Origin of the sequence: Streptomyces sp. NPDC015532, from assembly GCF_043078065.1 — a bacterium.
Classification (GTDB): domain Bacteria; phylum Actinomycetota; class Actinomycetes; order Streptomycetales; family Streptomycetaceae; genus Streptomyces.
In genome coordinates, this window is the sequence record NZ_JBIBSY010000001.1 from 441265 (window position 1) to 465944 (window position 24680).

General features: G+C 70.4%; 20 protein-coding genes and 2 tRNA genes. 12 read left to right on the forward strand and 10 right to left on the reverse strand.

The window, feature by feature from the left end:
* Positions 1 to 49 precede the first annotated feature (49 nt).
* From ACF07B_RS01845 to ACF07B_RS01865, 5 genes are all read right to left on the reverse strand, one after another.
* On the reverse strand, positions 50 to 1426 hold the full coding sequence (locus ACF07B_RS01845; RefSeq protein WP_392177401.1) for an LLM class flavin-dependent oxidoreductase: 1377 nt from the start codon (positions 1424 to 1426) through the stop codon (positions 50 to 52).
* The gene (locus ACF07B_RS01850; RefSeq protein WP_369480957.1) at positions 1423 to 2223 is read right to left on the reverse strand and encodes an ABC transporter ATP-binding protein; all 801 of its coding nucleotides are present in this window, start codon (positions 2221 to 2223) and stop codon (positions 1423 to 1425) included. Before ACF07B_RS01850 ends, ACF07B_RS01845 begins: the two co-directional genes overlap by 4 nt.
* A complete protein-coding gene (locus tag ACF07B_RS01855) occupies positions 2199 to 3314 on the reverse strand; it encodes an ABC transporter permease subunit (protein ID WP_392177402.1) in 1116 nt (371 codons plus the stop codon). The genes ACF07B_RS01850 and ACF07B_RS01855 overlap by 25 nt, the downstream gene beginning before the upstream one ends.
* A 5-nt stretch (positions 3315 to 3319) precedes the next feature.
* Positions 3320 to 4420, reverse strand: coding sequence for an ABC transporter substrate-binding protein (locus ACF07B_RS01860; RefSeq protein ID WP_392177403.1), 1101 nt, complete (start codon positions 4418 to 4420; stop codon positions 3320 to 3322).
* A 542-nt stretch (positions 4421 to 4962) separates the two neighbouring features.
* Entirely contained in the window at positions 4963 to 6165 is a 1203-nt protein-coding gene (locus tag ACF07B_RS01865) for an ROK family protein (protein WP_392177404.1), read from the reverse strand.
* Between the two features lie 565 nt (positions 6166 to 6730).
* Between ACF07B_RS01865 and ACF07B_RS01870 the strand changes: the two genes are divergently transcribed.
* Positions 6731 to 7315, forward strand: coding sequence for a biotin transporter BioY (locus tag ACF07B_RS01870; protein WP_392177405.1), 585 nt, complete (start codon positions 6731 to 6733; stop codon positions 7313 to 7315).
* Between the two features lie 183 nt (positions 7316 to 7498).
* On the opposite strand, the gene ACF07B_RS01875 is transcribed toward ACF07B_RS01870, so the two are convergent.
* Complete coding sequence (locus ACF07B_RS01875) at positions 7499 to 8218, reverse strand: hypothetical protein (protein ID WP_392177406.1); 720 nt, start codon at positions 8216 to 8218, stop codon at positions 7499 to 7501.
* Between the two features lie 231 nt (positions 8219 to 8449).
* On the opposite strand from ACF07B_RS01875, the gene ACF07B_RS01880 reads away from it, so the two are divergent.
* Complete coding sequence (locus ACF07B_RS01880) at positions 8450 to 10489, forward strand: protein kinase (protein ID WP_392177407.1); 2040 nt, start codon at positions 8450 to 8452, stop codon at positions 10487 to 10489.
* Between the two features lie 138 nt (positions 10490 to 10627).
* Here the strand turns inward: ACF07B_RS01880 and ACF07B_RS01885 are convergent, their stop codons facing one another.
* A complete protein-coding gene (locus ACF07B_RS01885; protein ID WP_369480964.1) occupies positions 10628 to 12115 on the reverse strand; it encodes an amino acid permease in 1488 nt (495 codons plus the stop codon).
* Positions 12116 to 12374: 259 nt separating this feature from the next.
* Here ACF07B_RS01885 and ACF07B_RS01890 point away from each other — a divergent pair, with 259 nt between their 5' ends.
* Together ACF07B_RS01890 and ACF07B_RS01895 are read left to right on the forward strand one after the other, a co-directional pair.
* A complete protein-coding gene (locus ACF07B_RS01890) occupies positions 12375 to 12869 on the forward strand; it encodes a ribose-5-phosphate isomerase (RefSeq protein WP_392177408.1) in 495 nt (164 codons plus the stop codon).
* A gap of 121 nt (positions 12870 to 12990) precedes the next feature.
* Positions 12991 to 13800, forward strand: coding sequence for an Fpg/Nei family DNA glycosylase (locus ACF07B_RS01895; RefSeq protein WP_392177409.1), 810 nt, complete (start codon positions 12991 to 12993; stop codon positions 13798 to 13800).
* Between the two features lie 44 nt (positions 13801 to 13844).
* Here the strand turns inward: ACF07B_RS01895 and ACF07B_RS01900 are convergent, their stop codons facing one another.
* Entirely contained in the window at positions 13845 to 15074 is a 1230-nt protein-coding gene (locus ACF07B_RS01900; protein WP_392177410.1) for a GNAT family N-acetyltransferase, read from the reverse strand.
* Between the two features lie 170 nt (positions 15075 to 15244).
* Here ACF07B_RS01900 and ACF07B_RS01905 point away from each other — a divergent pair, with 170 nt between their 5' ends.
* Together ACF07B_RS01905 and ACF07B_RS01910 are read left to right on the forward strand one after the other, a co-directional pair.
* Positions 15245 to 16417 (forward strand): PP2C family protein-serine/threonine phosphatase, encoded by a 1173-nt coding sequence (locus ACF07B_RS01905; RefSeq protein ID WP_362390325.1) that lies wholly within the window; start codon positions 15245 to 15247, stop codon positions 16415 to 16417.
* Between the two features lie 59 nt (positions 16418 to 16476).
* On the forward strand, positions 16477 to 16932 hold the full coding sequence (locus ACF07B_RS01910; RefSeq protein WP_392177411.1) for an HD domain-containing protein: 456 nt from the start codon (positions 16477 to 16479) through the stop codon (positions 16930 to 16932).
* Between the two features lie 135 nt (positions 16933 to 17067).
* On the opposite strand, the gene ACF07B_RS01915 is transcribed toward ACF07B_RS01910, so the two are convergent.
* On the reverse strand, positions 17068 to 18264 hold the full coding sequence (locus ACF07B_RS01915) for an acyltransferase family protein (protein WP_369480968.1): 1197 nt from the start codon (positions 18262 to 18264) through the stop codon (positions 17068 to 17070).
* A gap of 646 nt (positions 18265 to 18910) precedes the next feature.
* Between ACF07B_RS01915 and ACF07B_RS01920 the strand changes: the two genes are divergently transcribed.
* Positions 18911 to 19105 carry a hypothetical protein gene (locus ACF07B_RS01920; protein WP_010986847.1) on the forward strand — a complete coding sequence of 65 codons (195 nt, stop codon included), beginning with the start codon at positions 18911 to 18913 and terminating at the stop codon, positions 19103 to 19105.
* A 242-nt stretch (positions 19106 to 19347) separates the two neighbouring features.
* Here the strand turns inward: ACF07B_RS01920 and ACF07B_RS01925 are convergent.
* Positions 19348 to 19421 (reverse strand) — tRNA-Gly (locus ACF07B_RS01925).
* Between the two features lie 151 nt (positions 19422 to 19572).
* Here ACF07B_RS01925 and ACF07B_RS01930 point away from each other — a divergent pair.
* The 5 genes from ACF07B_RS01930 (at position 19573) to clpX (ending at position 24559) form a co-directional block, all read left to right on the forward strand.
* Positions 19573 to 19649 (forward strand) — tRNA-Pro (locus tag ACF07B_RS01930).
* A gap of 202 nt (positions 19650 to 19851) precedes the next feature.
* Positions 19852 to 21240, forward strand: coding sequence for a trigger factor (gene tig / locus ACF07B_RS01935; RefSeq protein WP_392177412.1), 1389 nt, complete (start codon positions 19852 to 19854; stop codon positions 21238 to 21240).
* A gap of 463 nt (positions 21241 to 21703) precedes the next feature.
* Positions 21704 to 22309 (forward strand): ATP-dependent Clp protease proteolytic subunit, encoded by a 606-nt coding sequence (locus tag ACF07B_RS01940; RefSeq protein ID WP_060897745.1) that lies wholly within the window; start codon positions 21704 to 21706, stop codon positions 22307 to 22309.
* Positions 22310 to 22431: 122 nt separating this feature from the next.
* Complete coding sequence (locus ACF07B_RS01945; protein WP_261708770.1) at positions 22432 to 23112, forward strand: ATP-dependent Clp protease proteolytic subunit; 681 nt, start codon at positions 22432 to 22434, stop codon at positions 23110 to 23112.
* 160 nt (positions 23113 to 23272) lie between these two features.
* On the forward strand, positions 23273 to 24559 hold the full coding sequence (gene clpX, locus ACF07B_RS01950) for an ATP-dependent Clp protease ATP-binding subunit ClpX (RefSeq protein ID WP_151471405.1): 1287 nt from the start codon (positions 23273 to 23275) through the stop codon (positions 24557 to 24559).
* Positions 24560 to 24680 lie beyond the last annotated feature (121 nt).

A 24680-nucleotide genomic window follows, 5' to 3' on the forward strand; every position in this document is an offset into this window, starting at 1 on the left:
GGGTCCTCTCGGTTCGGCGGTTCGGCGGTTCGGGCAGGCGTGAGCGGGGTCAGGCGAGGGCGGAGGCGATCGCCGGGGCGGGTGCGGGGGGCGTGGGCGCCGTCGCGTACCGGTTGGCGGGGCGCGGGAGGCCGTAGCGCTCCCGCAGGGTCTGCCGGGGGCCGTACTCCCGGCGGAGCAGACCCCGGTCGCGCAGGATCGGCACCACGTGGTCCACGAAGAGGTCGAGGCCGGACGGCAGCACGGCGGGCATGATGTTGAATCCGTCGGCGGCGCCGCCGCGGAACCACTCCTCGATCGCGTCGGCGACCTGTTCGGGTGTGCCGGCGAAGGTCAGATGGCCCCGCCCGCCGCCGAGCCGGCCGATCAGCTCGCGGACGGTGAGCCGCTCGCGCCGGGCGAGTTCCACGACGAGGGTGTAGCGGCTCTTGGCCCCCTCGATCGCGCTCTCCGGCGGCAGGTCGGCGGGCAGCCGCGCGTCGAGGCGCAGCGTCCCCGGCTCCAGGTGGAGCAGATGCTCCAGCCGGTTCACCCCGTGCTCGTACACGATGTGGTCCTCCAGGACCCGTTCGTGGGCGCGCGCCTCCGCCTCGGTCGAGCCGATGACCGGGACGATGCCGGGCAGGACCTTGAGGTGGTCCGGGTTCCGGCCGGCCCGCTCGGTACGGGACTTGAGGTCCGCGTAGAAGTCCTGGGCGTCCGCGAGGGTCTGCTGGGCGGTGAACACCGCTTCCGCGTACCGGGCCGCGAACCGTTTGCCGTCCTCCGAGGAGCCCGCCTGCACGAGAAGCGGGTGACCCTGCGGTGTGCGGGGCACGTTGAGGGCGCCCTCCACCTGGAAGTACGTCCCCTGGTGACGCGCGGGATGGATCTTGCCGGGGTCGCCCCAGACTCCCGCCGCCTTGTCGGCGACGACGAGGTCGTCCTCCCAGCTGTCCCAGAGTTTGAGCGCCACGTCCAGGAACTCGGCGGCCCGCTGGTAGCGGGTGGCGTGCGCGGGCTCCTCGTCGAGACCGAAGTTGCGGGCGGCCTCCGCGCCCGCCGTGGTCACGATGTTCCAGCCCGCCCGGCCGCCGCTGATGTGATCGAGGGAGGCGAGTCTGCGGGCCAGGTTGTAGGGGGAGTTGTAGGACGTGGAGGCGGTGGCGATCAGACCGATGTGCTCGGTCGCGGTGGCCAGCGCGGTGAGCAGGGTGATGGGTTCGAGCGAGCCGGAGGGGCGCTGGCCCACGCTGTTGAACAGGACCGGGCCGTCGGCGAGGAAGAGGGAGTCGAAGGTGCCGCGTTCGGCGATCCGCGCGAGACGCACGTAGTGGGCCGTCTCGACGTGGGCGTACGGGTCGCTCTCGGGGAGCCGCCAGGAGGCCTCGTGGTGGCCGGTGTTCATCAGGAAGGCGTTGAGATGGAGCCGGCGCGGGCTGGTCACAGGTGCTTCTCCTTCTGGTGCGCGGACACGTCCTGCCCGGCCGCGCCCTTCGCCGGCGCTCCGGTCACGTCCTCGGTGACCCCGAGGGCGTTCAGCAGCCGCTCGCGGTAGGCGCCGAGCAGCGGGTCGCGGTACGAGCGCGGGTGGGGGCGGTCGATGGTCAGGTCGACGCCGATGCGGCCGTGGTCGAGCACGAGCACCCGGTCGGCCAGCACGATCGCCTCGTCCACGTCGTGCGTGACGAGCAGCACGGAGGGACGGTGGCGCTCCCACAGTTCGCGCAGCAGCACATGCATACGGATCCGGGTGAGCGCGTCCAGCGCCCCGAACGGCTCGTCGGCCAGCAGCAGTTCGGGTTCCCGGACGAGCGAGCGGGCCAGGGCGGCGCGCTGGGCCTCGCCGCCGGACAGCTCGTTGGGCCAGGCCCGCTCGCGCCCCGCGAGTCCCACCTCGGCGAGGGCGGAGCGCCCCTTCTCCGCGGCCTCCCGGCCGTCCGTGCCCAGCAGGACGTTGTCGAGGACGCGGCGCCAGGGCAGCAGCCGGGAGTCCTGGAAGACGACGGACACCCGCTCCGGGGCGGTGAGCTCCCCGCTCCCGGCCACGCCGTGGTCGAGGCCGGCGATGGCGCGCAGCAGCGTGCTCTTGCCGGAGCCGCTGTGGCCCAGCAGGGCGGTGAACTGGCCCGCCGGGAGGTCGAGGTCGACTCCGTCGAGCACCGTGCGGCCCTCGAACGACCTGGTGAGCCCGCGCAGTCGGACCGTGTGGGAGCGAGTCAGCTGCTGAGTGTGCGTCGCCACGACAGCACCTTTCGTTCGATGAGACGAACCGCGCTGTCGGAGACGAGCCCGAAGATGCCGTAGATCAGCAGGCCGACGAGGATGATGTCGGTCCGGCCGTAGTTCTGGGCCTGGAACATCATGTAGCCGAGGCCGCTGGTGGCGTTGATCTGCTCCAGGACGACCAGGGAGAGCCAGGAGCCGGTCACCCCGAGCCGCAGCCCCACGAAGAAGCCGGGCAGCGCGCCGGGGATCACGATCTCCCGGACGAAGCGGAGCCTCGACAGCCCCTGGACCTCCGCGAGTTCCACGAACCGGTGATCGATGCCCGACAGGGCGGAATGCAGGTTCAGATAGATCGGGATATAGACGACGATGGCGATGATCGCGATCTTGAAGGTCTCGCCGATGCCCAGCCAGAGGATGAACAGCGGGATCAGACCGAGGGTGGGGATCGCCCGGTTGAGCTGCACGGTCCCGTCGATCAGCGCCTCGCCGACCCGGCTGAGCCCGGACGCGAGGGCGAGCAGGACGCCGGCGGTCAGGCCGAACGCGAACCCGTAGCCCGCGCGCTCCAGAGACGTCAGCACGTCGGTGGGCAGCGTGCCGTCGGTCCACAGATGACCGGTGGTCTTCAGCACCGTCCAGGGCGCGGGGATCGCGCCGGGATCCAGTTGGCCGGCGGCGGACGCCACGGCCCACAGGGCGAGGAACAGTGCCGGGCCGATGAGCCGGGAGGCGGGCAGCCGCTTGCCGGGCGCGAGTCCGCGGCGCCGGGCACGCGGAGCCCGCCGGAACCGGCGCCCGCCGCTCGTGGCCTCGTCGACGGCGTCCGCCTCAAGCGTGCCCGTCCCGGCCGCTTCCGTCCCGGCCGGCGCCGTTCCGGCCCTGTCCGTTCCGGCCGGCGCCGTCTCGGCCGGTTCCGTCTTGTCCGGTACGGCCGGAGCGGCGGCCGGCGGCGATTCGGTGCCGGTGCCGGTTGCGGCGTCGGTCACGGTGTCGTCCGTGACCGCGGCCGACGGTGAGGGAAGGGCGGTTCCGGCCGGCGGTGAGGAAGGCGGGGCCCCGGCCGAGCTGCGGTCCGTGGTCGTGGTCGTGGTCCTGGTCGTCATGACCGTCACCTCCGGTATTCGGCGGTCACGGCCTTGGCCGCGATGCCCTCGAAGCGCCGGTCGAAGAGCGAGTCGACCTTGAACCCCTTCACGAAGCCGCCCTCCGCCAGCAGATCGGCGGTCTCCTGCTCCCACTTGACGGCCTCGTCCCAACTCGGCGGGAACAAGGGCTTGTTGGCGAGTTCGGTGATCGACTGGGCCTGCGCGAGCGTCAGGTTCTGCGTCTTGACGTAGAACTCCTTGTTCCAGGCGTCGGGGTGCTCGTACGCCCACACCTGGCCCTTCGCCCAGCGCGGGATGTACGCGGCGACCGCGGCCGCCTTCGCGTGGTCGGCCAGCACCGACGACGGCGCCCAGAGCAGGTTGAGCAGGTCCACCACGTCGGTGTCGATGGTGTGGGCGCCCTTGGACCCGTACTGCTTGAGATAGGCCGGTGCCTGGCTGTTGGCGAGCGGGGCGATGTCCACCTGGCCCGCCTGGAGCGCGGTGAGGAACTGGTTGCTGGTCAGCGGCACGAGGTTCACGTCGTCGTAGGCGAGGCCGGCCTGCTTCAGGGCGCGCAGCAGCACGACACCCTGCGCCTGGCCCTGGGAGAAGGCGAGCTTCCTCCCCTTGAACCCGCGCACGTCCCGGATGTCGCTGCCGGGCTTGGTGGCGAACAGGTAGTTGGGCTTGCGGGTGATGTTGATCGCGACGATCTTCGCGTCGAACCCCTGGAAGTGCGCCTGGATCGGCGGGATGCCCGCGTTGTTGCCCACGTCGAGGGACTTGGAGCGGAAGGCGTTGATGACATCGGGTCCGGCGCCGATGTTCACCCAGTCGGAGACGGCGAACGGCAGCCCGCCCAGCCCCGCCAGCTTCAACTGGAGTTCCTGGACGCCCTGGTACGAGGCGATCGAGAGCTTGGTGCCCCGCGGCACCTTGTCGGACAGGGGCGCCGACAGGTCGCCCTGGGACCGGCTGCCGGCCGCGCTGGCACCGGCGCATCCGCTCAGCCCGGCCGCGGCCGCGACGCCGATGAGGGAGGACAGGAACACGCGCCGGTCGACACCGGACGCGGACAGGGGCGAGGAGGGGCGCGTTGACCGTGCGGACAGTGGTGGCATGGAAGAACTCCGGAGATTCCAAGTGACGGGAGAGCGCGCGAAGTTCCGGGCAGGGCGAAGCCGGAAGGGACGCAGGCGCGCCGAAAGGACACACGCCGGTGGCGTGGCTGAGGAGACGGGTGACCGGGACGACGACAGCCGGACGGCCCGCGCGAGGGAGGGAACCGGACGGCCGGCCCCTGGCGGGGCGGTGTGACGCGTGAACGCGTGACGACGGCCGGGAGACCCCGGGGGAAGGCCGCGGGGCGGACCCGGGCGCTTCGGCGGAGAAGTCGCGGAAGGAGTCGGCCGGAGAAGGGACCGGCCGGTCGACGGATCAGCGCGTCAGCGGATCGGCGTCTCGGAGGATCGGTGACACGGTGCCGGTGACAACGCGTCAGCGGCGACCGGTCAGCGACAAGGGGTCAGCAACAACGTGTGCGTGCGACCCGCATCAGGTCGACCACACGGCACTTGGTGAGCGGAACCTGCACCCGCGCGCTGCTCATGCCCATGATGCTCCTGTCCGGGAACGAGCCCTGTCAACATTCCGACTTTCTGAATTAATTAGTGCCCGGTGAGCGGCCCGGAGGGCCCAGCGGATCGCGGTACAGGACGTCGAGAACCACCGACCCGCCCGCCACGGCGAGCACCGAATCGGGAAAGCTGGTGGGGACGACCGCGGACGCCCGCTCCGGTCCCACCGCCTCGCGCAGCGCGCCGAGGCAGTCCTCCCGGTGTACGGCCCCTATCTCGGTGACGACGACCGTCTCCGGGTTCAGCACGTCGAGCAGCAGCCCCGCCGCCCGCCCGACCATCCGGGACCGCTCCGTCAGCAGGTCCACGGCCACCGGGTCGCCGGAAGCCGCCGCGGCGACCACATGCATCGGATTCGAGCCGTCCGTGACACCGCGCTCCCGGGCCCGCCGGCACAGCGTCCGTTCGCTCAGCTCGGCCTGGAGGCACCCCGTCCGGCCGCAGTCGCACCGCTCCGACCCGCCCGTCAGGGGCAGATGCGCGATCGCGCCGGCCTGCGAACGAGGTCCGTAGTGCACCTGGTCGTGGGTGGCGAAGGCGGCGTCCACCACGTTGCCGACGAAGAGATGCAGCACGCTCCGGCTGCCCCTGGCCCGCCCGAACAGCCGCTCCCCGTTGACGAGCGCCCGCGCGTGGCCGTCCACATGGACCGGCAGCCCCGTGCGCGCCTCGATGGCCTCCCGGACGGCCACGTCGCGCCAGCCGAGCAGCGGGTGCTCCACGATCGTGCCCGAGTCCGGGTCCACCCAGCCGCCGGCCGCCACACCGATGCCGAGGGCGGTCCGGCCCGGGACGCCGGCGAGCAGAGCGGTGATCGCGCCGGCGGCGTTCGCGAGAACGAGGCCCGGCTCGGTGCGGTCGTGCCGCAGCCGCTTCTCGGCGAGGACCTGTCCGCGCAGGTCGAGCAGCGCGACGGTCGTGTACGGCACGGCCACGTGCACCCCGCCCACCACGAAACGGGAGTGGTCCAGGTCGACCGGGAGATGCGGCCGCCCGACCCCGCCCGACCGCCGGGGCGCGGTGGCCTCCCGGATCAGGCCCCGCTCGGTGAACCGGGCGCAGTAGTCCGTCACCGACGCCGGGGAGAGCCCGGTCAGCCGGGAGATGGTGCTGCGGGCGACCGGCCCGTGCTCCAGCACCGACCGCAGGATCACGCTGGCGCTCGCCCGGCGCCGGTCGAGGACGGGGGAGGGAGAGGGCAGGGAAGGGGGTGCCACCGTACTGGCCATGGGAGTTCTTCCTCGGGAGCTGGTCCGGCCGAGCGCCGTCACGTACGCCATGCCGCAACGGGTGCGGCGTGCGCCTGGTGTGGTCCGCTGTGGTCTCGTCCCGGCGGGGCCGGATCCGCTCCGTCCCGCCTCAGGAAGGGCGGCGACAGGTGGCAGTGCCCTGGCGTCGCAGGTCGACATAGCGACGCGACGCGAAGTTCAGGGCCTGGGGAACCATGGGGTGAAGGGTAGGGGTTGGCCGGGGGACCTGCCAGGGACGCCCAAGGACCGGACACCCCGTCTGTCCGACGACGCGACGCACGCCGCGGCCTTTGGTGAGTCTCCACAGTCCCGGCCCCGAACCGTCCCGTAGCGCGGACGACTTCACCTCAGTGACCAGCATCACCTTCGGGCAGGTGTGCGAGGTGCTCTTTGTAAGGAGCCCACCAAGCGCCGGATCCGCGCTTTGTCGATCGCTGACGGTGATCACCCGTGGGCCCCTGGGATAGCGTCGCCGTGTTCCGACCTGTCCTCCCCCCGGGCTCTCCATGGGCCGAGGGGGTAACCCCTGTTCGCCGGAGTCCTCATGAGCACCGCTGTCGCCACGCCCTCCCGACCCGGCGAGGTCCTCGCCGACCTTCTTCCGGCCTCCCGCGTCCGTGACGCCGCCCTCGTGCTCGGCGGCGCCGCCCTCACCGGACTCGCCGCCCAGATCTCGCTGCCCGTCCCGGGTTCCCCGGTGCCGGTGACCGGCCAGACCTTCGCCGCGCTGCTCGTCGGCACGGCGCTCGGCGCCCGCCGCGGCTTCCTGTCCCTCGCGGTGTACGCGCTCGTGGGCATGGCCGGCGTCCCGTGGTTCGCGCAGGGCGGCTCCGGCGCCTCGGCACCGTCCTTCGGCTACATCCTCGGCATGCTGCTCGCGTCGACCGTCGTGGGTGCCCTGGCGCGCCGCGGCGCCGACCGCTCCGTGCTGCGCATGGCGGGCACGATGCTGCTCGGCGAGGCGATCATCTACGCGATCGGCGTTCCCTACCTGGCCCTGGCCACCGGCATGTCGGCGAGCGCGGCCGTCGCGGCGGGCCTCACCCCGTTCCTGATCGGCGACGCCCTCAAGGCCGCCCTGGCGATGGGCATCCTGCCCACCGCGTGGAAGTTCCTCGACAAGAAGTGACGCCCACGCCGGTGAGGCGACGACCTCACCGGCCACGACGTCACCCGCCCGCCGGATGACGTCACCGCCCGTCCGACGCTCGCGTCCCAGACGTGGCGGGCGCGCGCACGAGGCCCGCCGGGCCGGTCTCCGACCGCACCCGGCGGGCCTTCGCGCGTCTCCCGGCGGCGCCGCGCCCGAAGGTCAGGATTCCCGCCGCGGCCTGCGGCCGGCCCACCACAGCCCCGCCGCTCCGGCCGACATCAGCGCCGCGCCCGCCATGCCGAGCGGCAGGACCCCGGTTCCGGGACCGGTCCGCGGCAGCCGGTCGCCGCCCGGTGCCACCGGCTTGTTGTCGGTGCCCAGCAGCAGCGGGGTCGCCGGGGCGTTCGGGGACGGATTCGTCGTACCGAACGGGACCGGGCCCTGCTGCCAGTACGTCTTCTTCCCGTCGCTCGTCTGCACCGGGAGGCAGATTTTGCCGGTCCTGCTCAGATCGAACGTCGCCTCGACGTCGTACGTTTTCGATTCACCCGCCGCGAGATTTCCCGTGGAACAGAGGAAACCGCTGTTCGATCCCTTGGGGAGATTCTTTTCGGCCATGGCGGTGCAGCCTTTGACGTCCTTGACCTTCAGGCCGTCGAATCCGACGACGAGCAGCCTGATATCGCCGCTCTTCTTGGTTCCCTCGTTCTTCACCGTGGCGGTCACGGCCGTCTTTTGCGTGCTGTTGTCGACCGAGATCCTCTCCGACAGCAGCGTCGTCACCTTCACGCCCGCAGGAGCTTCGTCCACCGCCTTTCCCCCCTTGCCGCTCCCCGGTCCCCGATCGTCCGCCACGGCGGAGTGGGAAAGAATCATCACGGCCGAGAAGCACGCCGTGAGCAGGGATCCCGTAATAGTGGTCGTCCGACGAGAACTCATGTTCGCCCCCTTGGCTGCGCCTGAATTCGCAGTCACTTGAAGAGGTACCACAATATTTCTCCGCACTATGCTGGTACGGCCCGAAGTGTGACCATTGTGGTTCCGTTGTGACGGGCGATTGTGGTGGATGTTGAGGGGGTGCAGGGATTGTCGGCGAACGTCCAGGGTGGTGTTCCGGGATTATTGGTGACCGGACGTTATCGGCTGGTCGAGAGTATTGGGCAGGGGGGAATGGGGCGGGTGTGGCGAGCCGCCGACGAAATGCTCGACCGGCAGGTCGCCGTCAAGGAAATGCGCATAGACGGACTCGATCCCGAGGACACCCGGACCCGCCGGGAACGCACCCTGCGCGAAGCGAGGGCGACGGCCCGGACCGACCACCCGGGCGTCGTCCGCGTCTACGACGTCGTGGACGCGGGCGAGCGGCTGTGGATCGTCATGGAGCTCGTCGCCGGCCGCTCCCTCGAACGGACGGTGGCCGAGGACGGGCCGCTGGACCCGCGCGAGGCGGCCCGCGTCGGCCTCGAACTGGTCGGGGCGCTGCGACAGGTGCACGCCCAGGGCGTGCTGCACCGTGACATCAAGCCGGGCAACGTACTGATCGAGGGCACCGGACGGAACCGTGTCGTCCTCACCGACTTCGGCATCGCCGCGCTCCAGGACGCCGAGGCGCTCACCATGGCCGGCATGCTGGTCGGTTCCCCCGACTACATGGCGCCCGAGCGGATCTCCGGCCGCCCGCAGGGCCCGCCCTCCGACGTGTGGTCCCTCGGCGCCACGCTCTGTGCGGCCCTCGGCGGCCGCTCCCCGTTCTCCCGTTCCACAACCCTCGCGACGCTGCACGCCGTTCTCTACGAGGAGCCCGAACTCCCCTCCGGGGCAGGGAGGCTGCGGGAGATCCTGGCCGCCCTGCTGGAGAAGGACCCGACCGCACGGCCCGGTCTGGAGGAACTGGAGGCGGCACTCGCGGAGTTCGTCGGCCCGCGGGGCACGCGTACCCCGGGCCCCGCCGGACCACCGACAGCCGTGCTGCCCGATCACGAGGGGGCCGCCCCGTCCGGACACGGGACCGCACAGCACCGCCACGACGAAACAAGCAACCTGGGCCGCCAACCCCCCACGCCCATCACGAACCCCACCCCCACCCCCACCCCCACCCCCACCCCGCGACCGGGGCCCGATCCGCAGCCCACCCCCGACTCGCGACCCGGATCGGACCTGCGGCCCGCCCCGGCCCCGCGGCCCGGACCCGACCCGAGGCCCATCCCCGACCCGCGATCTGGACTTGACCCGCGACCTGGATCGGACCTGCGACCAGCCCACGGACCAGGCCCTGCCCCCGGGCGCCGATCCCGTCCCGGAAGCGAAGCCGCTGCCCGGGACCCCGGTGCACCGGCCGCCGCCAACGCCTCCACCGAGGTTCCCTCCGGACCGCGCGCGGAGCCGGGCTCGGGGGTTCCCTTCCGACGGCCCACGACACCCGTGCCCGTGGTGCGGGCGCCGGACGAACTCTCCGATCCCGCCGTACTGTCCAGCTCCGCAGACACTCAGAGCCAGGGCCAGGCCCAGGGCCAGAGCCAGGGCCGAGATCAGAACCGGGACCGGGATCAGAACCGGGACCGGGAACGAGAGCGGACCGGGCTTCGCGGCCGGCGCCGCGTCGGATTCGCCGCCGCCGGGCTCGTCGTGGCGGGAGCCGTCGCCTGGGCCGTCGTGGCCCTGACCGGCGGTTCGCCCGGCGGCCCGGGCACCGCGACGGGCCCGTCCGCGTCGACAGCCTCCGGCACCGGCACCGGAGGCCCCTCGTCCCCGGCCCCCACCGTCGAGGGCACCTCACGCCCGCCCGGCCTTCCCCCGGGAGCGCACCGCGAAGGAGGTGGCTACGCCTGGGCGACGCCCAAGGGCTGGCGGCGCGATCCGCAGACCGGTTCCGAGGTGCACTACACCTCACCCGACGGCACCCAGGAACTGGCGGCCAAGTCGTCCCTGGCCAAGGGGAACCTCCTGGACACCTGGACGACCTCCGAGCGGAACGCCCGCCAGGGGCGGGACTACCGGAAGATCCGGCTGGCGCGGACGACCTTCCGCGGCCGGACCGCGGTCGTGTGGGAGTACACGTTCACGCTCCAGGGCGTGAGCTGGCACGCGCGGCTGCTCGGCTTCGACGCCGACGGGAAGTCGTACCAGATCAACACCTGGTACCACCAGGACACCGAGGACCGGGCCCTCACGGTCTACGACCGGGTCAAGGCCGGCTTCACCGTGCTGTGAGCGCCCCCGCGGCGACGGCCCGACGGACGGCGGAGAGGAACGCGGAGAGGAAGGCGGAGGGAAGCGTGCGGGGGAAAGCAGGAAGGGGCCCGCGGCGGTCGGCCGCGGGCCCCTTCTCACTCAGGCGTCGGTGGCGGGTCAGGCGCCGACCTCGGCCCGGGTCTCCTCAGGAGCACCGCTCGCGACCGGCTGGGCGGACGTACGGGCGGTCGCACCGGCCTTCTGCCGGACGAAGGCGATGACCAGCACGATCGCCGCGACGAGCAGCGACAGCAGCACGGTCTCCCGGCCGTCGTGTTCGGTGTCGGTCAGCATGTAACCGAGCACGAAGACGATCATCGCGGCCGTCGCCCAGGTCAGGTACGGGTAGAGCCACATCCGCACGACGAGCTTCTCCGGCGCCTCACGCTGGATGATCTTCCGCATCCGCAGCTGCGAGAAGCAGATGACGAGCCACACGAACAGGGCCACCGCACCGGAGGAGTTGACCAGGAACAGGAAGACCGAGTCCGGGAACTTGTAGTTGAAGAAGACGGCGACGAAGCCGAACACGACCGAGACGACGATGGCGGTCATCGGCACACCGCGCCGCGTGGTCCTGGCGAACGCCTTCGGCGCGTCCCCGCGCTGACCGAGCGAGAAGGCCATGCGGGAGGCGGTGTAGAGGCCGGAGTTGAGGCAGGACAGCACCGACGTCAGCACGATGAAGTTCATGATCTGACCGGCGTGGTCGATGCCGAGGGAGTCCAGGGCGGCGACGTACGACCCCTTGTCCGCGATCGACGGGTCGTTCCACGGCAGCAGGGCGATGACCACGAGGATCGAGCCCAGGTAGAAGACGGCGATACGCCAGATGATGCTGTTCGTCGACTTGGTGACGGCCCGCTGCGGGTCCTCGGACTCACCGGCGGCGAGGGTCGCGATCTCGCTGCCCATGAAGGAGAAGACGACCAGCAGGACACCGGTGAGGATCGAGCCGGGACCGTGCGGCAGGAATCCGCCGTGGTCGGTCAGATTCCCGAACCCGGCCTTCTCGGCGTCGACACCGGGCAGCACACCGAAGATCGCGAGGCCGCCGACGACGATGAACGCGCCGATCGCCACGACCTTGATCCCGGCGAACCAGAACTCGAACTCGCCGTACGAGCCGACGGAGACCAGGTTGGTGGCCGTCAGCACCACCATCACGATGAGCGCCCAGCCCCACTGAGGCACGGCGGGAATCCAGCCTTCGAGGATGTCCGCGCCGGCGGTGGCCTCCACGGCCAGCACCACGACCCAGAAGAACCAGTACAGCCAGCCGATGGAGAAGCCGGCCCAGCGGCCGAGCGCGCGGTCGGCGTGCGCGGAGAACGAGCCCGAGGTCGGGTTGGCCGCGGACATCTCACCGAGCATCCGCATCACCAGCACCACGAGGGTGCCGACGAGGGCGTACGAGAGAAGGATGCCGGGGCCCGCGGTGGCGATGCCGGCCTTGGACCCGACGAAGAGTCCCGCGCCGATGACGCCACCGATGGCGATCATCGACAGATGGCGGTTCTTTAGTCCGGCCTGGAGGCCGCCACCGGGTTCTCCGGGGCCTCCGGGGGCCTGTGCGGCCTTCGTGGGGGTCGGCTGCGAGGTCATGAGGGGGATTCCTTTGCGCCGGATGAGCAGATTCCCGTACAGAGCGCCCAACCCGTACGAGCGGTGTACGGAGCGCCCACCGGTCCGTTGTGAGGACCGGCGTACAAGTTGGTCCAGTGAAACGGAGGCAATCGAATTCGTGAACCTTTGAATCCAGATCGTTACTTGAGGTTTCCTTGAGGTTCTGTAGGCTGAGTCACAGTTTTGCGAGGCGGGACCCGGCTCGGCTTGCCCGAAACGGCCGTGTCACACTCGGACCATGCGCGTGTATCTCGGATCCGACCATGCCGGTCTCGAACTGAAGAACCACCTCGTCGAGTGGCTCAAGGCCGCCGGCCACGAGCCCGTCGACTGCGGGCCCCACATCTACGACGCCCAGGACGACTACCCGCCGTTCTGCCTCCGTGCGGCGGAGCGCACCGTGGCCGACCCGGGTGCCCTCGGTGTCGTCATCGGCGGCTCCGGCAACGGCGAGCAGATCGCCGCGAACAAGGTCGCCGGCGTACGGGCCGTGCTCGCCTGGAGCGCGGAGACCGCCGCGCTGGGCCGCGAGCACAACAACGCGAACGTCATCTCCGTCGGCGCCCGTATGCACACCGAGGAGGAGGCGACGAAGTTCGTCGAGACCTTCCTCAACACGCCGTTCACCGGCGAGGAGCGCCACGTCCGCCGCATCGAGATGCTCGCGGACTACGAGACGACCCGGGAACTCCCGCCGATCCCGGCCCACCACCCGCAGCAGCCGCAGGCGTAGCGCCGACGGGCCGCGGGTCCGCCGGTCCGAGGGGTCGGCGAACCGCCTGTCCGCAGGGCCGCCGGTCCGCCGGGCCTGAGGGACGCCTGTCCGTCGGACGAGAGAGACAGCAGGAGGAACGGTGCCCGAGGGGCACACCATTCACCGGCTCGCGGAGGACTACCTCGCCGCGTTCGGTGGCCGCGGCGTCCGCGTCACCAGCCCCCAGGGCAGGTTCGGGGACGCCGCGGCCCTCCTCGACGGATCGGTCCTGACCGCGACACAGGCCCACGGCAAGCACCTTTTCCTCGGATTCGGTCCGGAGCGGTGGATCCACATCCACCTCGGCCTCTTCGGCAAGGTCGGATTCGGCGGCACCCCCGCCCCGCCGCCCACGGACACCGTCCGCCTGCGTCTCGTGAACGAGACCGCGTACGTCGACCTGCGCGGTCCGACTACCTGCGCGCTGATCACGGACGACGAGAAACACGCGATACACGACCGCCTCGGTCCGGACCCGCTGCGCCCGGACGCCGATCCCGCGGCGGCCTACCGACGGGTCTCCCGCAGCCGTACGACGATCGCCGCGCTGCTGATGGACCAGAAGGTCATCGCGGGTGTGGGCAACGTCTACCGCGCGGAGGTCCTCTTCCGGCACGGCATCGACCCGTACCGCGCGGGGAGGGACCTCGGCGCCACGGAGTGGGACGCGATCTGGGCCGACCTCGTGGACCTCATGCGCGAGGGCGTCCGCAACAACCGCATCGACACGGTCCGCCCGGAGCACACCCCCGAGGCCATGGGCCGCCCGCCGCGCGTGGACGACCACGGCGGCGAGGTCTACGTGTACCGCAGGGCCAGGCTGCCCTGCCACATCTGTGGCGGCGAGATCAGCACCGCCGATCTCGCCGCCCGCAACCTCTTCTGGTGCCCGGCCTGCCAGAAGCCCTGAATCCGGACGGGACCGGGCCGGGGGCACCTCGGAGGTGACGGGTCCTAGAACCCGTGCGGCAGCCAGGGGGCGACCACCGAGGCGAACGCCGTCGACGCCTCGGCCAGGGCCCCTTGCCGCAGTTCACGCACCAGGCCGGCGGCCGCGAGCGAGGCCAGCGACACACCGCCCAGATAGGCGGCCCCCAACTCCCGTGCGGACAGCGCGAGATCCGGAGCGTCCTCGGTCCGCGCGCACACCGCGCCCTTGGTGTCGCCGGTGAGCCGCCAACGCCCCTCGTTCCAGGGGCAGAAGGAGTCCTCGACCTCGAACACCACATCCACCGGGGCCTGATAGGTCCGCGCCTCCAGCGCGGCCCCGACCTCGACGAGCCGCACATGCAGCGAGTCCTTGACCCGCAACTGGCAGCGGCGGATGTCGGAGACCAGGTGCTGCCAGGCCTCGTCCACCGGGCGTCCCCGGGTCCGCAGCGTCGACGTCAGGTCGATGTCGAAGAGGAACCGCCACAGCGCGGCCCGCGCCGCCGGGTCCAGCCCCTCCAGATCCACCATCGTCACCGCGCCGTTGTGCCCGGCCGGGCCCCACTCCGGCTTGACCCGGAAGCGCGTGTACCCGACCACCTCGCCGTCCCGCTCGGCGACCACGCACTGCAACGGTGAGGCGCCGTTCCGCTCGCTCTCCGGGTCGAGGAGCATGAGCCGCTCCCAGCCTGGCCGGCGGGCCAGCATCCCGGGCCGCCGCGGCACGATCCGCGCGTACACCGCCTCGCACGCCTCCAGCGAGTCCCCGGGCGCCGCGTAGCGCAGCCGTACGTCGTCCGTCCCGGGCGGTACGGACAGTCGTACGCGGGCGGTGTCGATCTCGGCGCTCATCGACGAGGTCGCGATGCCGTAGCCGAACCGTCCGTAGATCATCGGTTCCGACGCGACCAGGACGGCGAGCGCCTCACCCGCGGCCCGCACGTCGTCCAGCTGGCGGCGCATCATCGCGGTCAGCACCCCGCGCCGCCGGTGCGTGGCGGCGACGCTCACCATGGTGACGCCGGCCGCCGGAACCGAGGCGCCGCCCGGGACCGTGACCCGGAAGGAGAAGGCCCCGGCCGTACCCACACAGTTCTCCCCGTCCCACACGCCCAGCGAACGGTCGTACTCTGTGAGCGCGTTCCACAGTTCGCGCTCATCGGACGACTCCGCCACACCTCCGAACGCGCGGATCAGGTTCTCGTACCATTCGTCCCAGTCGGCCTGCCGCAGCACCCGAACGTCAGTCGTCATAGCCCATGCCTACCAGGGCAATGCGGTACGAGCGAGGCAATATCGCCGGGCCGCGACGGCCCCCGACCGGAACGCGCCGGTGCAGTTCTCTGTGAAGTTGAGCGCTAGGAGGGGGACAAGTGGGACCTCCCGTGCCAAGCGCCTGGTCCGATGGATAGGGTCCCGAACTAATGGCAGCAGGACGAGCGCGGCGCGCTGAAGCCGATACGTTCACGGCCCGGTTGAGGATGCAATGGCACCGGGCCCGCACAGGGCTGCGCAGATCCGCCGTCGACTACTTCCGCGGGGACGGTTCCGACTGGATCGCCCTGGCCGGTCTGCTGATCATGATCCCGGTGATCGCCTCCACGACCCTGGTCAACTCGGTGTGGTGCTCACCCGCCGCCCTGGTCCTGCCGATCGTGGCCGGCGGACTCCTGCTGCGGCCCGCCAGCCTGCTCGGGCTGTACGCGGCCGCCGCCACCGCGCTGATAGTGGAGTCCGTGAAGCTCGGCCCGTACACGGAGGGCCCCTCCCGGGTGACGCCCGGCGTGGTCCTGGTGGTCGCGGCCTGCGGCTTCTTCGGACTGCTGATCGCACAGTTCCGCAGCCGCGTGGGCGTGCCCTGGCGGCGCGGCGGCACCATGCTCTTCGACCTGCGCGAGCGCATCCGCGTGCAGAGCAAGCTGCCGAAGCTGCCGGTGGGCTGGCACCGCGAGATGGCGCTGCGCCCGGCGGGCGGCCAGTCCTTCTCCGGGGACTTCGTCGTGGCCGCCCGGACGAACGGCGGCCGGACCCTCGAAGTCGTCCTGACCGACGTCTCCGGCAAGGGAATGGACGCGGGCTCCCGCGCCCTGCTGCTGTCCGGGGCCTTCGGCGGCCTCCTCGGCTCCCTGCCGCCGCACGCCTTCCTGCCCGCCGCGAACGGCTATCTGCTGCGCCAGGACTGGGACGAGGGCTTCGCGACCTCGATCCATCTGGTGCTCGACCTCGAATCGGGCGACTACGAACTCTTCTCCGCCGGACACCCGCCGGGCCTTCAGCTCAGCGCGGGCAGCGGCCGCTGGGAGGAGAAGGTCGCGGAAGGTCCCCTGCTGGGGGTGTACGACGGCGCCCAGTTCGACCCGGTGAAGGGCTCGCTGCGGCCCGGGGACGTGCTCATGCTGTTCACGGACGGTCTGGTCGAGACCGCCGACCGGGACATCGTCGAGGGCATCGACCGGCTCACCGGGGAGGCCGACCGCTATGTCGCCGGCGGCTTCCACGGCGCCGCCTGGCATCTCATCGAGGCGGTGGCCAGAGACGTCAACGACGACCGGGCCCTCCTCCTCATCTGCCGCGACGGTCTGGCCCCGGTACGCTGACCGACCCCGCCGATTCCCGCCACGGAAACGGCGGCCCGCACCGAGGAGACACTGATCGCGTGACCCGACCTCTCCTGACCCTGGCCGAAGTCGAAGCCCTCGCCCGCTCGGCGCACGCGGCCCAGACGGACAAGGCCGGCCGGCCGTACACCGAGCACCTCCAGGCCGTGGCGGACGGCGTCCGTGAGCGCGGCGGCGACGACGAACAGATCGCGGCGGCCTGGCTGCACGACGCCGTCGAGGACGACGCCCTCACCGAGGACTGGCTGGACGAAGCCGCGCTGAGCCCGGGGACGAAGGACATCGTGCGGGCGCTCACCAAGGCGGACGGCGAGGCCCCCGAGTCGTACGCGCGACGCATCCGCGCCACCCGGGGCGCCCTGCTGGTCAAGGCGTCCGACCTGGCGCACAACTCCGACCCGCGCCGGCTCGCGGTCCTCGACGAGCACACCCGGGCCCGTCTGACGAGGAAGTACGCGACGATGCGCACCCTGCTCGGGCTGCCGCCTGGCTGAACGCCGACGCGCGGAAGGGCGGGCCCGCAACTCCGGGCCCGCCCTTCCGCGTACGTGTCTCGCCGCACGTGTCCCGCCGTAGGTGCCGTGTCCGCCGGCCTGCCACGCGGTCGCCGGCCGGTCGCGCCCCGGCGGCTACACGCCGGCCTTGGCCCGCTCCCGGGCGGCTTCCGCCGGGTCCCGCTCGAACGCCCAGGCCATCTTCGGCTCCATCGAGAACCGGAAGATCCGCTGGACGGGCCGGGTGCACAGGACGGTGACGAGCGCGGCCGCGAACACCGTCACGAGCAGCTCGCCGAGCGGCTTGTGCAGCCACCCGTGGTCGAACCAGCCCCAGTACTCGGACGCCTTGACGACGAAGCCGTGCAGCAGATAGCCGTACAGCGTGCCCGCGCCGAGCGCCGTGAACCAGAGCGTGCGCCGCGGCACCCAGGCGAAGAAGCACGCGGTGAGCACCAGCGAGCAGCCGTAGAGCGCGAGCGTCATGACGACACCGGCCCACCAGGGGGCGCCCAGCTCCTGCGCGCTGTCGCGGTGGAAGAACCAGGCCGTGTTCATCCGGGGGACCGCCCAGTAGCCCACGAGCAGGGCCGCGGCGAAGACCGGCACCGACAGGACGCGCACCTCGCGACGGCGCACCAGCTGGAAGTGCTCGGGCTTCATGAACAGACCGAGGACGAAGAACGGCAGGAACTGCAGGACCCGCTGAAGGTCCAGGTCGTCACCGATCTCGGGGGAGACGGACGCGAGCAGGGCCAGGCACACCGCCAGCGGAATCGGCCAGCGGACCAACTTCCACAGGGGGGTCGTCAACCGCCAGACGAACAGCGCGACCAGGAACCAGGTGAGATACCAGGGGTCGAGCAGGCTGATCGCCTGGTCCGGGTCGCCCCCGGCGAAGCGGTCGAAGAGCGAGTACGCCGTCTCGAACAGGACATACGGGACGACCACGCCGGTGACCAGCCGCTTCAGGCGGTCGGGGCGCATGTCGAAGCTGCGCGAGAAGTAGCCGGAGATGATGATGAAGGCCGGCATGTGGAAGCTGTACACGACCGTGTACAGCGCTTCCAGGACGCGGCTCTCGCCCTTCAGCGGCTCCCACGCGTGACCCATGGCCACGAGCACGATCGCCAGGTACTTGGCGTTGTCGAAGAAGGCGTCGCGCTGCTTCGCGGGCTTGGCGCCCGGCGCGGTGTCCGGTGCCGTGCCCGGTGCGGCGAGCGCCGTCGCGGACGCCTGGGGCGGGCGCGGGCTGGGCACTCCGTCCACCGGCCGCCGGGCCGGGGGGAGTGGTGATCTGTGGTGGCTGTGGGGTCGGAGCGAGTTGGTCACAGGCCCTCCCGCCAAGAATTCCGGGGGACGTTTCTGGACCTCGCTGCGCGAACGGGGGGCGTGGCGGCGTGGAACATCTGAGGCACCCTAGCGTCGTCTGTGTGTTCTCGTAAAACGACCGATGTCATTCCTGCTTATCGTCTGCGCGTACCCAGGATTCGGAGATGTGTGCCTGTCGATCCGCAAGTGTTTCCGTATATCGATTCGCTTACCAGCTAGGTTGGTTTTGTCCTGATTCATACTGACTAAGCGGTGCATAACGCCCGCGGGCGACTCTGGTCGTATGTCCGCTTCCGGGGCTTTTGGGTGACCGTAGGTCACGGTCACGGTGTGCCTGTGGCAACAATTCGAATTGCCTGCGAACAGGATGTGTGGACATGGCAACGGTCGTCGGGAATTCGCCGCCGCGGCGCGCCTTCGAATTGCGGCGCGGGGCCGCGTCCCGGCTGTGTCCCCGTGCGGCACGGGCGGGGCGGGACGGGGTCGCGCCGGCGGGGCGCCGGCTCGCTCAGGGGGCCACCCCTGGCCAACGATGCGTCACCCGCCGCATAGGAGTGGCCGGTTGGTGGCACGATGGTTCTGGCGGGGGTGTGCGGGGCTGCACCCCCGGGCCGGGAGAGTGACCGACCGTAGGGTGTGATCAGTTGTGGCCATTTCGCTGTCAGTGGTGCTGCTGTTGGCGATCATCCTCGTGGTGCTGATCCGAGGGGGATCCATCAAGGCGGGACCCGCCATCGTCGCGGTCCTCTTCGGCTTCTTCCTCGCGTCGACTGGTATGGCTCCGTCCATCAACCGGTTCCTCGACTCGATAGCGGAGACCATCAACTCGATCAGTTTCTGAACGGACGCGACGAAAAGCGCCCGTCGCCGGAGTACGCCCGGCGCGGCCCGCGCCGGGCGTGCGCCACCGATCGCACGCGCGGGCCGCGGACATCTCCGCGCCCGGAACTCCCGCGCCCGGGAATCGGTGTCCTCGCGGCCGGAGGCCAAGGGGTGCGAAGGGAACACGGCGGACCGGAACGGCCCCCGGAAACGACGAGAGCCAGGCGGGGAATCACTCCTCCGGCCTGGCTCTACGTCTTTTGGAGCGGGCGACGGGAATCGAACCCGCGTAGCTAGTTTGGAAGACTAGTGCTCTACCATTGAGCTACGCCCGCACAGCATGCGCCGCAGGTCAGCGACCGCGGCACAGAATGCATCGTAGCGGGTCGACGGCCCGCAATGCACACCCCGTTCCCGTCCGCGTCGGAGCTCGCGAAATGCGGCAGCCGCGCTGTCTGCGGGCATGTACCCTACGTGTCGCACCGACGGGGTGTGGCGCAGCTTGGTAGCGCGTCCGCTTTGGGAGCGGAAGGCCGTGGGTTCAAATCCCGCCACCCCGACCACCGGCAGGACCCGCGAAGGATCCGCCCGGACAAGATCACCTTTTGGGGCGTGTACCGCCTGCGGTTACTATGCAAGCTGCGTGCCCGTATGTCTGCAGTGTGTGCGTCTCTCAAGGGCCGCGGAATCCGCCCAGGGCTCTGCCTGGCCGGCAACAGCACGCAGCAGAACCCCCCAAGAAGTCAGCCACAAGGAGACCGAACCGTGAAGAGCGCCGTGGAGACCCTGAACCCGACTCGGGTTCGGCTCACTGTCGAGGTGCCCTTCGAGGAGCTCAAGGACAGCCTCGACGCGGCGTACAAGAAGATCAACCAGCAGGTCACGGTGAAGGGGTTCCGGAAGGGCAAGATCCCGGCGCGCGTCATCGACCAGCGGTTCGGTCGCGGCGCCGTGCTCGAAGAGGCCGTCAACGACGCGCTCCCGAAGTTCTACACCGAAGCGGTCAACGAGGCTGAGCTGAACGTCCTCGGCCAGCCCGAGGTCGACATCACCGAGCTGAAGGACGGCGAGACGCTGAACTTCACCGCGGAGGTCGACATCCGCCCGGCCATCGAGATCCCGGACTACTCCGGCATCGAGGTCGAGGTCGACGCCATCGAGGTCAGCGACGAGGACATCGAGAAGGCCGTCTCCGACCTGCGCGAGCGCTTCGCCTCGACCTCCCCGGTCGAGCGCGCCGCCCAGGACGAGGACGTCGTCACCCTCGACCTCGAGGCCAAGGTCGACGGCGAGATCCTGGAGGACGGCGTCGCCAGCGGTGTCTCGTACACCATCGGTTCCGGCGAGCTGCTCGACGGCATCGACGAGGCCGTGAAGGGCCTGGAGGCCGGTGGCGAGGCCACCTTCACCTCCGAGCTCAAGGGCGGCTCCGCCGCCGGCAAGGCCGCCGAGGTCACCGTCAAGGTCACCCAGGTCGCCGCCCGTGAACTGCCCGAGCTGGACGACGAGTTCGCGCAGCTCGCCTCCGAGTTCGACACCCTCGAGGAGCTCAAGGCGGACAGCCGCAAGCGCCTGGAGAACATGAAGCAGTACGACCAGGCCACGCAGGCCCAGGAGCGCGTCCTGGAGAAGCTGCTCGAGCTGGTCGAGGTGCCCGTCCCCGAGAAGCTGCTCGAGGACGAGATCAAGACCCGTAAGCACAACCTCGAGCACCACCAGCTCGGCCAGATGGGCCTCGACCTCGCGAAGTACCTGGAGATCCAGGGCAAGACCGAGGAAGAGTTCGACGCCGAGACCAAGGAAGCCGCGGTCAAGGGCATCAAGACGCAGTTCGTCCTCGACGAGCTCGTCAACAAGGAGAAGCTGAACGTCAACCAGGAGGAGCTCACCGAGCACCTCATGCGTCGCGCCGCTTCCTCCGGCATGTCCCCCGACCAGTTCGCCCAGGCCGTCGTCGAGGGCGGCCAGGTCCCGATGCTCGTCGGCGAGGTCGCCCGCGGCAAGGCCCTCGCGGTCGTCGTCGAGGCCTCCACGGTCAAGGACACCAACGGCGAGATCGTCGACCTGGACGACGAGGAGGACGAGACGGCCGAGACCGTCGAGGCCACCGAAGCCGCTGCCGAGGCCGACACCGAGGACAAGCCCGAGGCCTGATCACCTCACTTGTACGCCGGACGGGCCCCTGGGGACTTCATGTCTCCGGGGGCCCGTCCGCTTTTGGGGGCGCGGGGGAACCGCGCGGGCAACCCCCACCCGGCCGCAGCCGCGTCCCCGGCCCCCGGCACCCCCACGGGAGCGGCGTCGAGGGGGTGCGCACGGCCGACCCGCCGGGGTGAGGCGGCCTGTTCCAGCGGGCCCGCGCGGAGGTCCCCAGCCCCTCGGGGGACGGTCCCGGGAGCCTGGTCGGCCGGGCACGGCGCATGCGCTCACAGCGAACAGTTCCCTCTGCGGGATTCCCCGGGGGGACCCGCGCGTTAGGGTCCATGAATACGAGGGCAGGGGAGTCTCCGGACGCCGTCGGGAGGCGGCGCGGAACCCGGGGTCCCAGGCCCCTGCAGAAGACGTGAGACGGCCCGGCGCCGTCGCAAGACGAGCAGGTGGATACGTGACGAATCTGATGCCCACAGCTGCCGGCGACCCTATCGGTGGTGGCCTCGGCGACCAGGTCTACAACCGACTGCTCGGCGAGCGGATCATCTTCCTCGGCCAGGCGGTCGACGACGACATCGCCAACAAGATCACGGCACAGCTGCTGCTCCTTGCCTCCGACCCGGACAAGGACATCTACCTCTACATCAACAGCCCCGGCGGATCGATCACGGCCGGCATGGCGATCTACGACACCATGCAGTACATCAAGAACGACGTGGTGACGATCGCGATGGGCATGGCGGCCTCGATGGGCCAGTTCCTGCTCAGCGCCGGTACGCCCGGCAAGCGCTTCGCCCTGCCGAACGCCGAGATCCTGATCCACCAGCCCTCCGCGGGTCTCGCGGGCTCCGCGTCGGACATCAAGATCCACGCCGAGCGGCTGCTGCACACCAAGAAGCGGATGGCGGAGCTGACCTCGTTCCACACCGGTCAGACCGTCGAGCAGATCACGCGTGACTCGGACCGCGACCGCTGGTTCGACCCGATCGAGGCCAAGGAGTACGGCCTCATCGACGACATCATGCCCACCGCTGCCGGCATGCCGGGCGGCGGCGGCACCGGGGCGGCGTAAGCCCCTCCAGCGCCCCCGAGGGCGGCGCGGGGCCTCTTCCCGTCCCCGGGTGGGGTCAGGCCCCCAGCGCGTCCTCAGCCGACCGCTCAGCCCTTTTCAGGCTTGGCTTTTCAGGAGACACAGTGAACGACTTCCCCGGCAGCGGCCTCTTCGCCCGCACGCAGGCCGAGTACACCGGTCCTCGCGCGGAGTCCCGCTACGTCATCCCGCGCTTCGTCGAGCGCACCTCGCAGGGCGTGCGTGAGTACGACCCGTACGCGAAGCTGTTCGAGGAGCGCGTGATCTTCCTCGGCGTGCAGATCGACGACGCCTCCGCCAACGACGTCATGGCGCAGCTTCTGTGCCTGGAGTCGATGGACCCCGACCGTGACATCTCGGTCTACATCAACAGCCCCGGTGGCTCGTTCACGGCCCTCACGGCCATTTACGACACCATGCAGTTCGTGAAGCCGGACGTCCAGACGGTCTGCATGGGCCAGGCCGCCTCGGCCGCCGCGATCCTGCTGGCCGCCGGTACGCCGGGCAAGCGCATGGCGCTTCCGAACGCCCGTGTGCTGATCCACCAGCCCTACAGCGAGACCGGCCGCGGGCAGGTCTCGGACCTCGAGATCGCCGCGAACGAGATCCTCCGGATGCGTGCTCAGCTCGAAGACATGCTGGCCAAGCACTCGACGACGCCGATCGAGAAGATCCGCGAGGACATCGAGCGCGACAAGATCCTCACGGCCGAGGACGCACTGGCCTACGGCCTGATCGACCAGATCATTTCCACCCGGAAGATGAACAACTCCGCGGTCGTGTGACGTATCGCTGTATCGTCTGCCGCTCCTTGGCGTGGTCCACGACAAAGTGAACCGCGCCAAGGGGGGCCCGAACGAGGGGCTCGGCAAGGTACCGTCGGACATAAGGCAGCACCAGGAGCCGCTGGATCCAGGCGACTCCCAGGCGAAGGGGAAGCACACCGTGGCACGCATCGGTGACGGCGGCGATCTGCTCAAGTGCTCGTTCTGCGGCAAGAGCCAGAAGCAGGTCAAGAAGCTCATCGCAGGCCCCGGTGTGTACATCTGCGACGAGTGCATCGATCTCTGCAACGAGATCATCGAGGAAGAACTCGCGGAGACGAGCGAGGTGCGCTGGGAGGAACTCCCCAAGCCCCGCGAGATCTACGAGTTCCTCGAGGGCTATGTGGTCGGGCAGGAGTCGGCCAAGAAGGCCCTCTCCGTCGCGGTGTACAACCACTACAAGCGCGTCCAGGCCGGCGAGAACAGCACGGGTCAGAACCGTGAGGACGCCATCGAGTTGGCGAAGTCCAACATCCTTCTGCTGGGCCCCACGGGCTCCGGCAAGACGCTCCTCGCCCAGACCCTCGCACGCATGCTGAACGTTCCGTTCGCCATCGCCGACGCGACGGCGCTGACGGAGGCGGGATACGTCGGCGAGGACGTCGAGAACATCCTGCTGAAGCTGATCCAGGCCGCCGACTACGACGTCAAGAAGGCCGAGACCGGGATCATCTACATCGACGAGATCGACAAGGTCGCCCGTAAGAGCGAAAACCCGTCGATCACGCGCGATGTGTCCGGTGAGGGCGTGCAGCAGGCCCTGCTCAAGATCCTTGAGGGCACGACGGCCTCGGTGCCGCCGCAGGGCGGACGCAAGCACCCGCACCAGGAGTTCATCCAGATCGACACGACGAACGTCCTGTTCATCGTGGGCGGTGCCTTCGCGGGTCTGGAGAAGCTCATCGAGTCCCGGGCCGGCGCGAAGGGCATCGGCTTCGGCGCGACGATCCGCTCGAAGCGCGAGCTGGAGTCCAAGGACCAGTTCGAGGCCGTCATGCCGGAGGACCTGGTCAAGTTCGGCATGATCCCCGAGTTCATCGGCCGTCTCCCGGTGATCACCTCGGTCCACAACCTGGACCGCGAGGCGCTCCTGCAGATCCTGGTCGAGCCGCGCAACGCCCTGGTGAAGCAGTACCAGCGCCTGTTCGAACTCGACGGTGTGGAGCTGGACTTCGAGCGGGAGGCCCTGGAGGCCATCGCCGACCAGGCCATCCTGCGCCAGACCGGCGCACGGGGCCTGCGCGCCATCATGGAGGAAGTCCTCCAGGCCGTGATGTACGAAGTCCCGTCCCGCAAGGACGTGGCCCGCGTCGTCATCACCGCCGACGTGGTCCTGCGCAACGTCAACCCGACCCTGATCCCGAGGGACGCCCGCCGCGGCGGCCCCGGCGAGCAGAAGACGGCCTAGACGGCGCACGAAAGACGAAGGAGGGGCGGCCCGCGCGCCCCCCCCCCGGGCCCCCCCGGGGCCCCCGGCCGGTCCGCCGTACCCGGGTCAGCGGGGCGAGCCGCCGTCCAGGTCGTCCGGG

Bases quoted from the DNA above. Each gene is read 5' to 3' on its own strand.
- ACF07B_RS01855 (WP_392177402.1), bottom strand. From the start codon at position 3,314: ATGACGACCAGGACCACGACCACGACCACGGACCGCAGCTCGGCCGGG.
- ACF07B_RS01860 (WP_392177403.1), bottom strand. From the start codon at position 4,420: ATGCCACCACTGTCCGCACGGTCAACGCGCCCCTCCTCGCCCCTGTCC.
- ACF07B_RS01865 (WP_392177404.1), bottom strand. From the start codon at position 6,165: ATGGCCAGTACGGTGGCACCCCCTTCCCTGCCCTCTCCCTCCCCCGTC.
- ACF07B_RS01870 (WP_392177405.1), top strand. From the start codon at position 6,731: ATGAGCACCGCTGTCGCCACGCCCTCCCGACCCGGCGAGGTCCTCGCC.
- ACF07B_RS01875 (WP_392177406.1), bottom strand. From the start codon at position 8,218: ATGAGTTCTCGTCGGACGACCACTATTACGGGATCCCTGCTCACGGCG.
- ACF07B_RS01880 (WP_392177407.1), top strand. From the start codon at position 8,450: ATGGGGCGGGTGTGGCGAGCCGCCGACGAAATGCTCGACCGGCAGGTC.
- ACF07B_RS01885 (WP_369480964.1), bottom strand. From the start codon at position 12,115: ATGACCTCGCAGCCGACCCCCACGAAGGCCGCACAGGCCCCCGGAGGC.
- ACF07B_RS01890 (WP_392177408.1), top strand. From the start codon at position 12,375: ATGCGCGTGTATCTCGGATCCGACCATGCCGGTCTCGAACTGAAGAAC.
- ACF07B_RS01900 (WP_392177410.1), bottom strand. From the start codon at position 15,074: ATGACGACTGACGTTCGGGTGCTGCGGCAGGCCGACTGGGACGAATGG.
- ACF07B_RS01905 (WP_362390325.1), top strand. From the start codon at position 15,245: ATGGCAGCAGGACGAGCGCGGCGCGCTGAAGCCGATACGTTCACGGCC.
- ACF07B_RS01940 (WP_060897745.1), top strand. From the start codon at position 21,704: ATGCCCACAGCTGCCGGCGACCCTATCGGTGGTGGCCTCGGCGACCAG.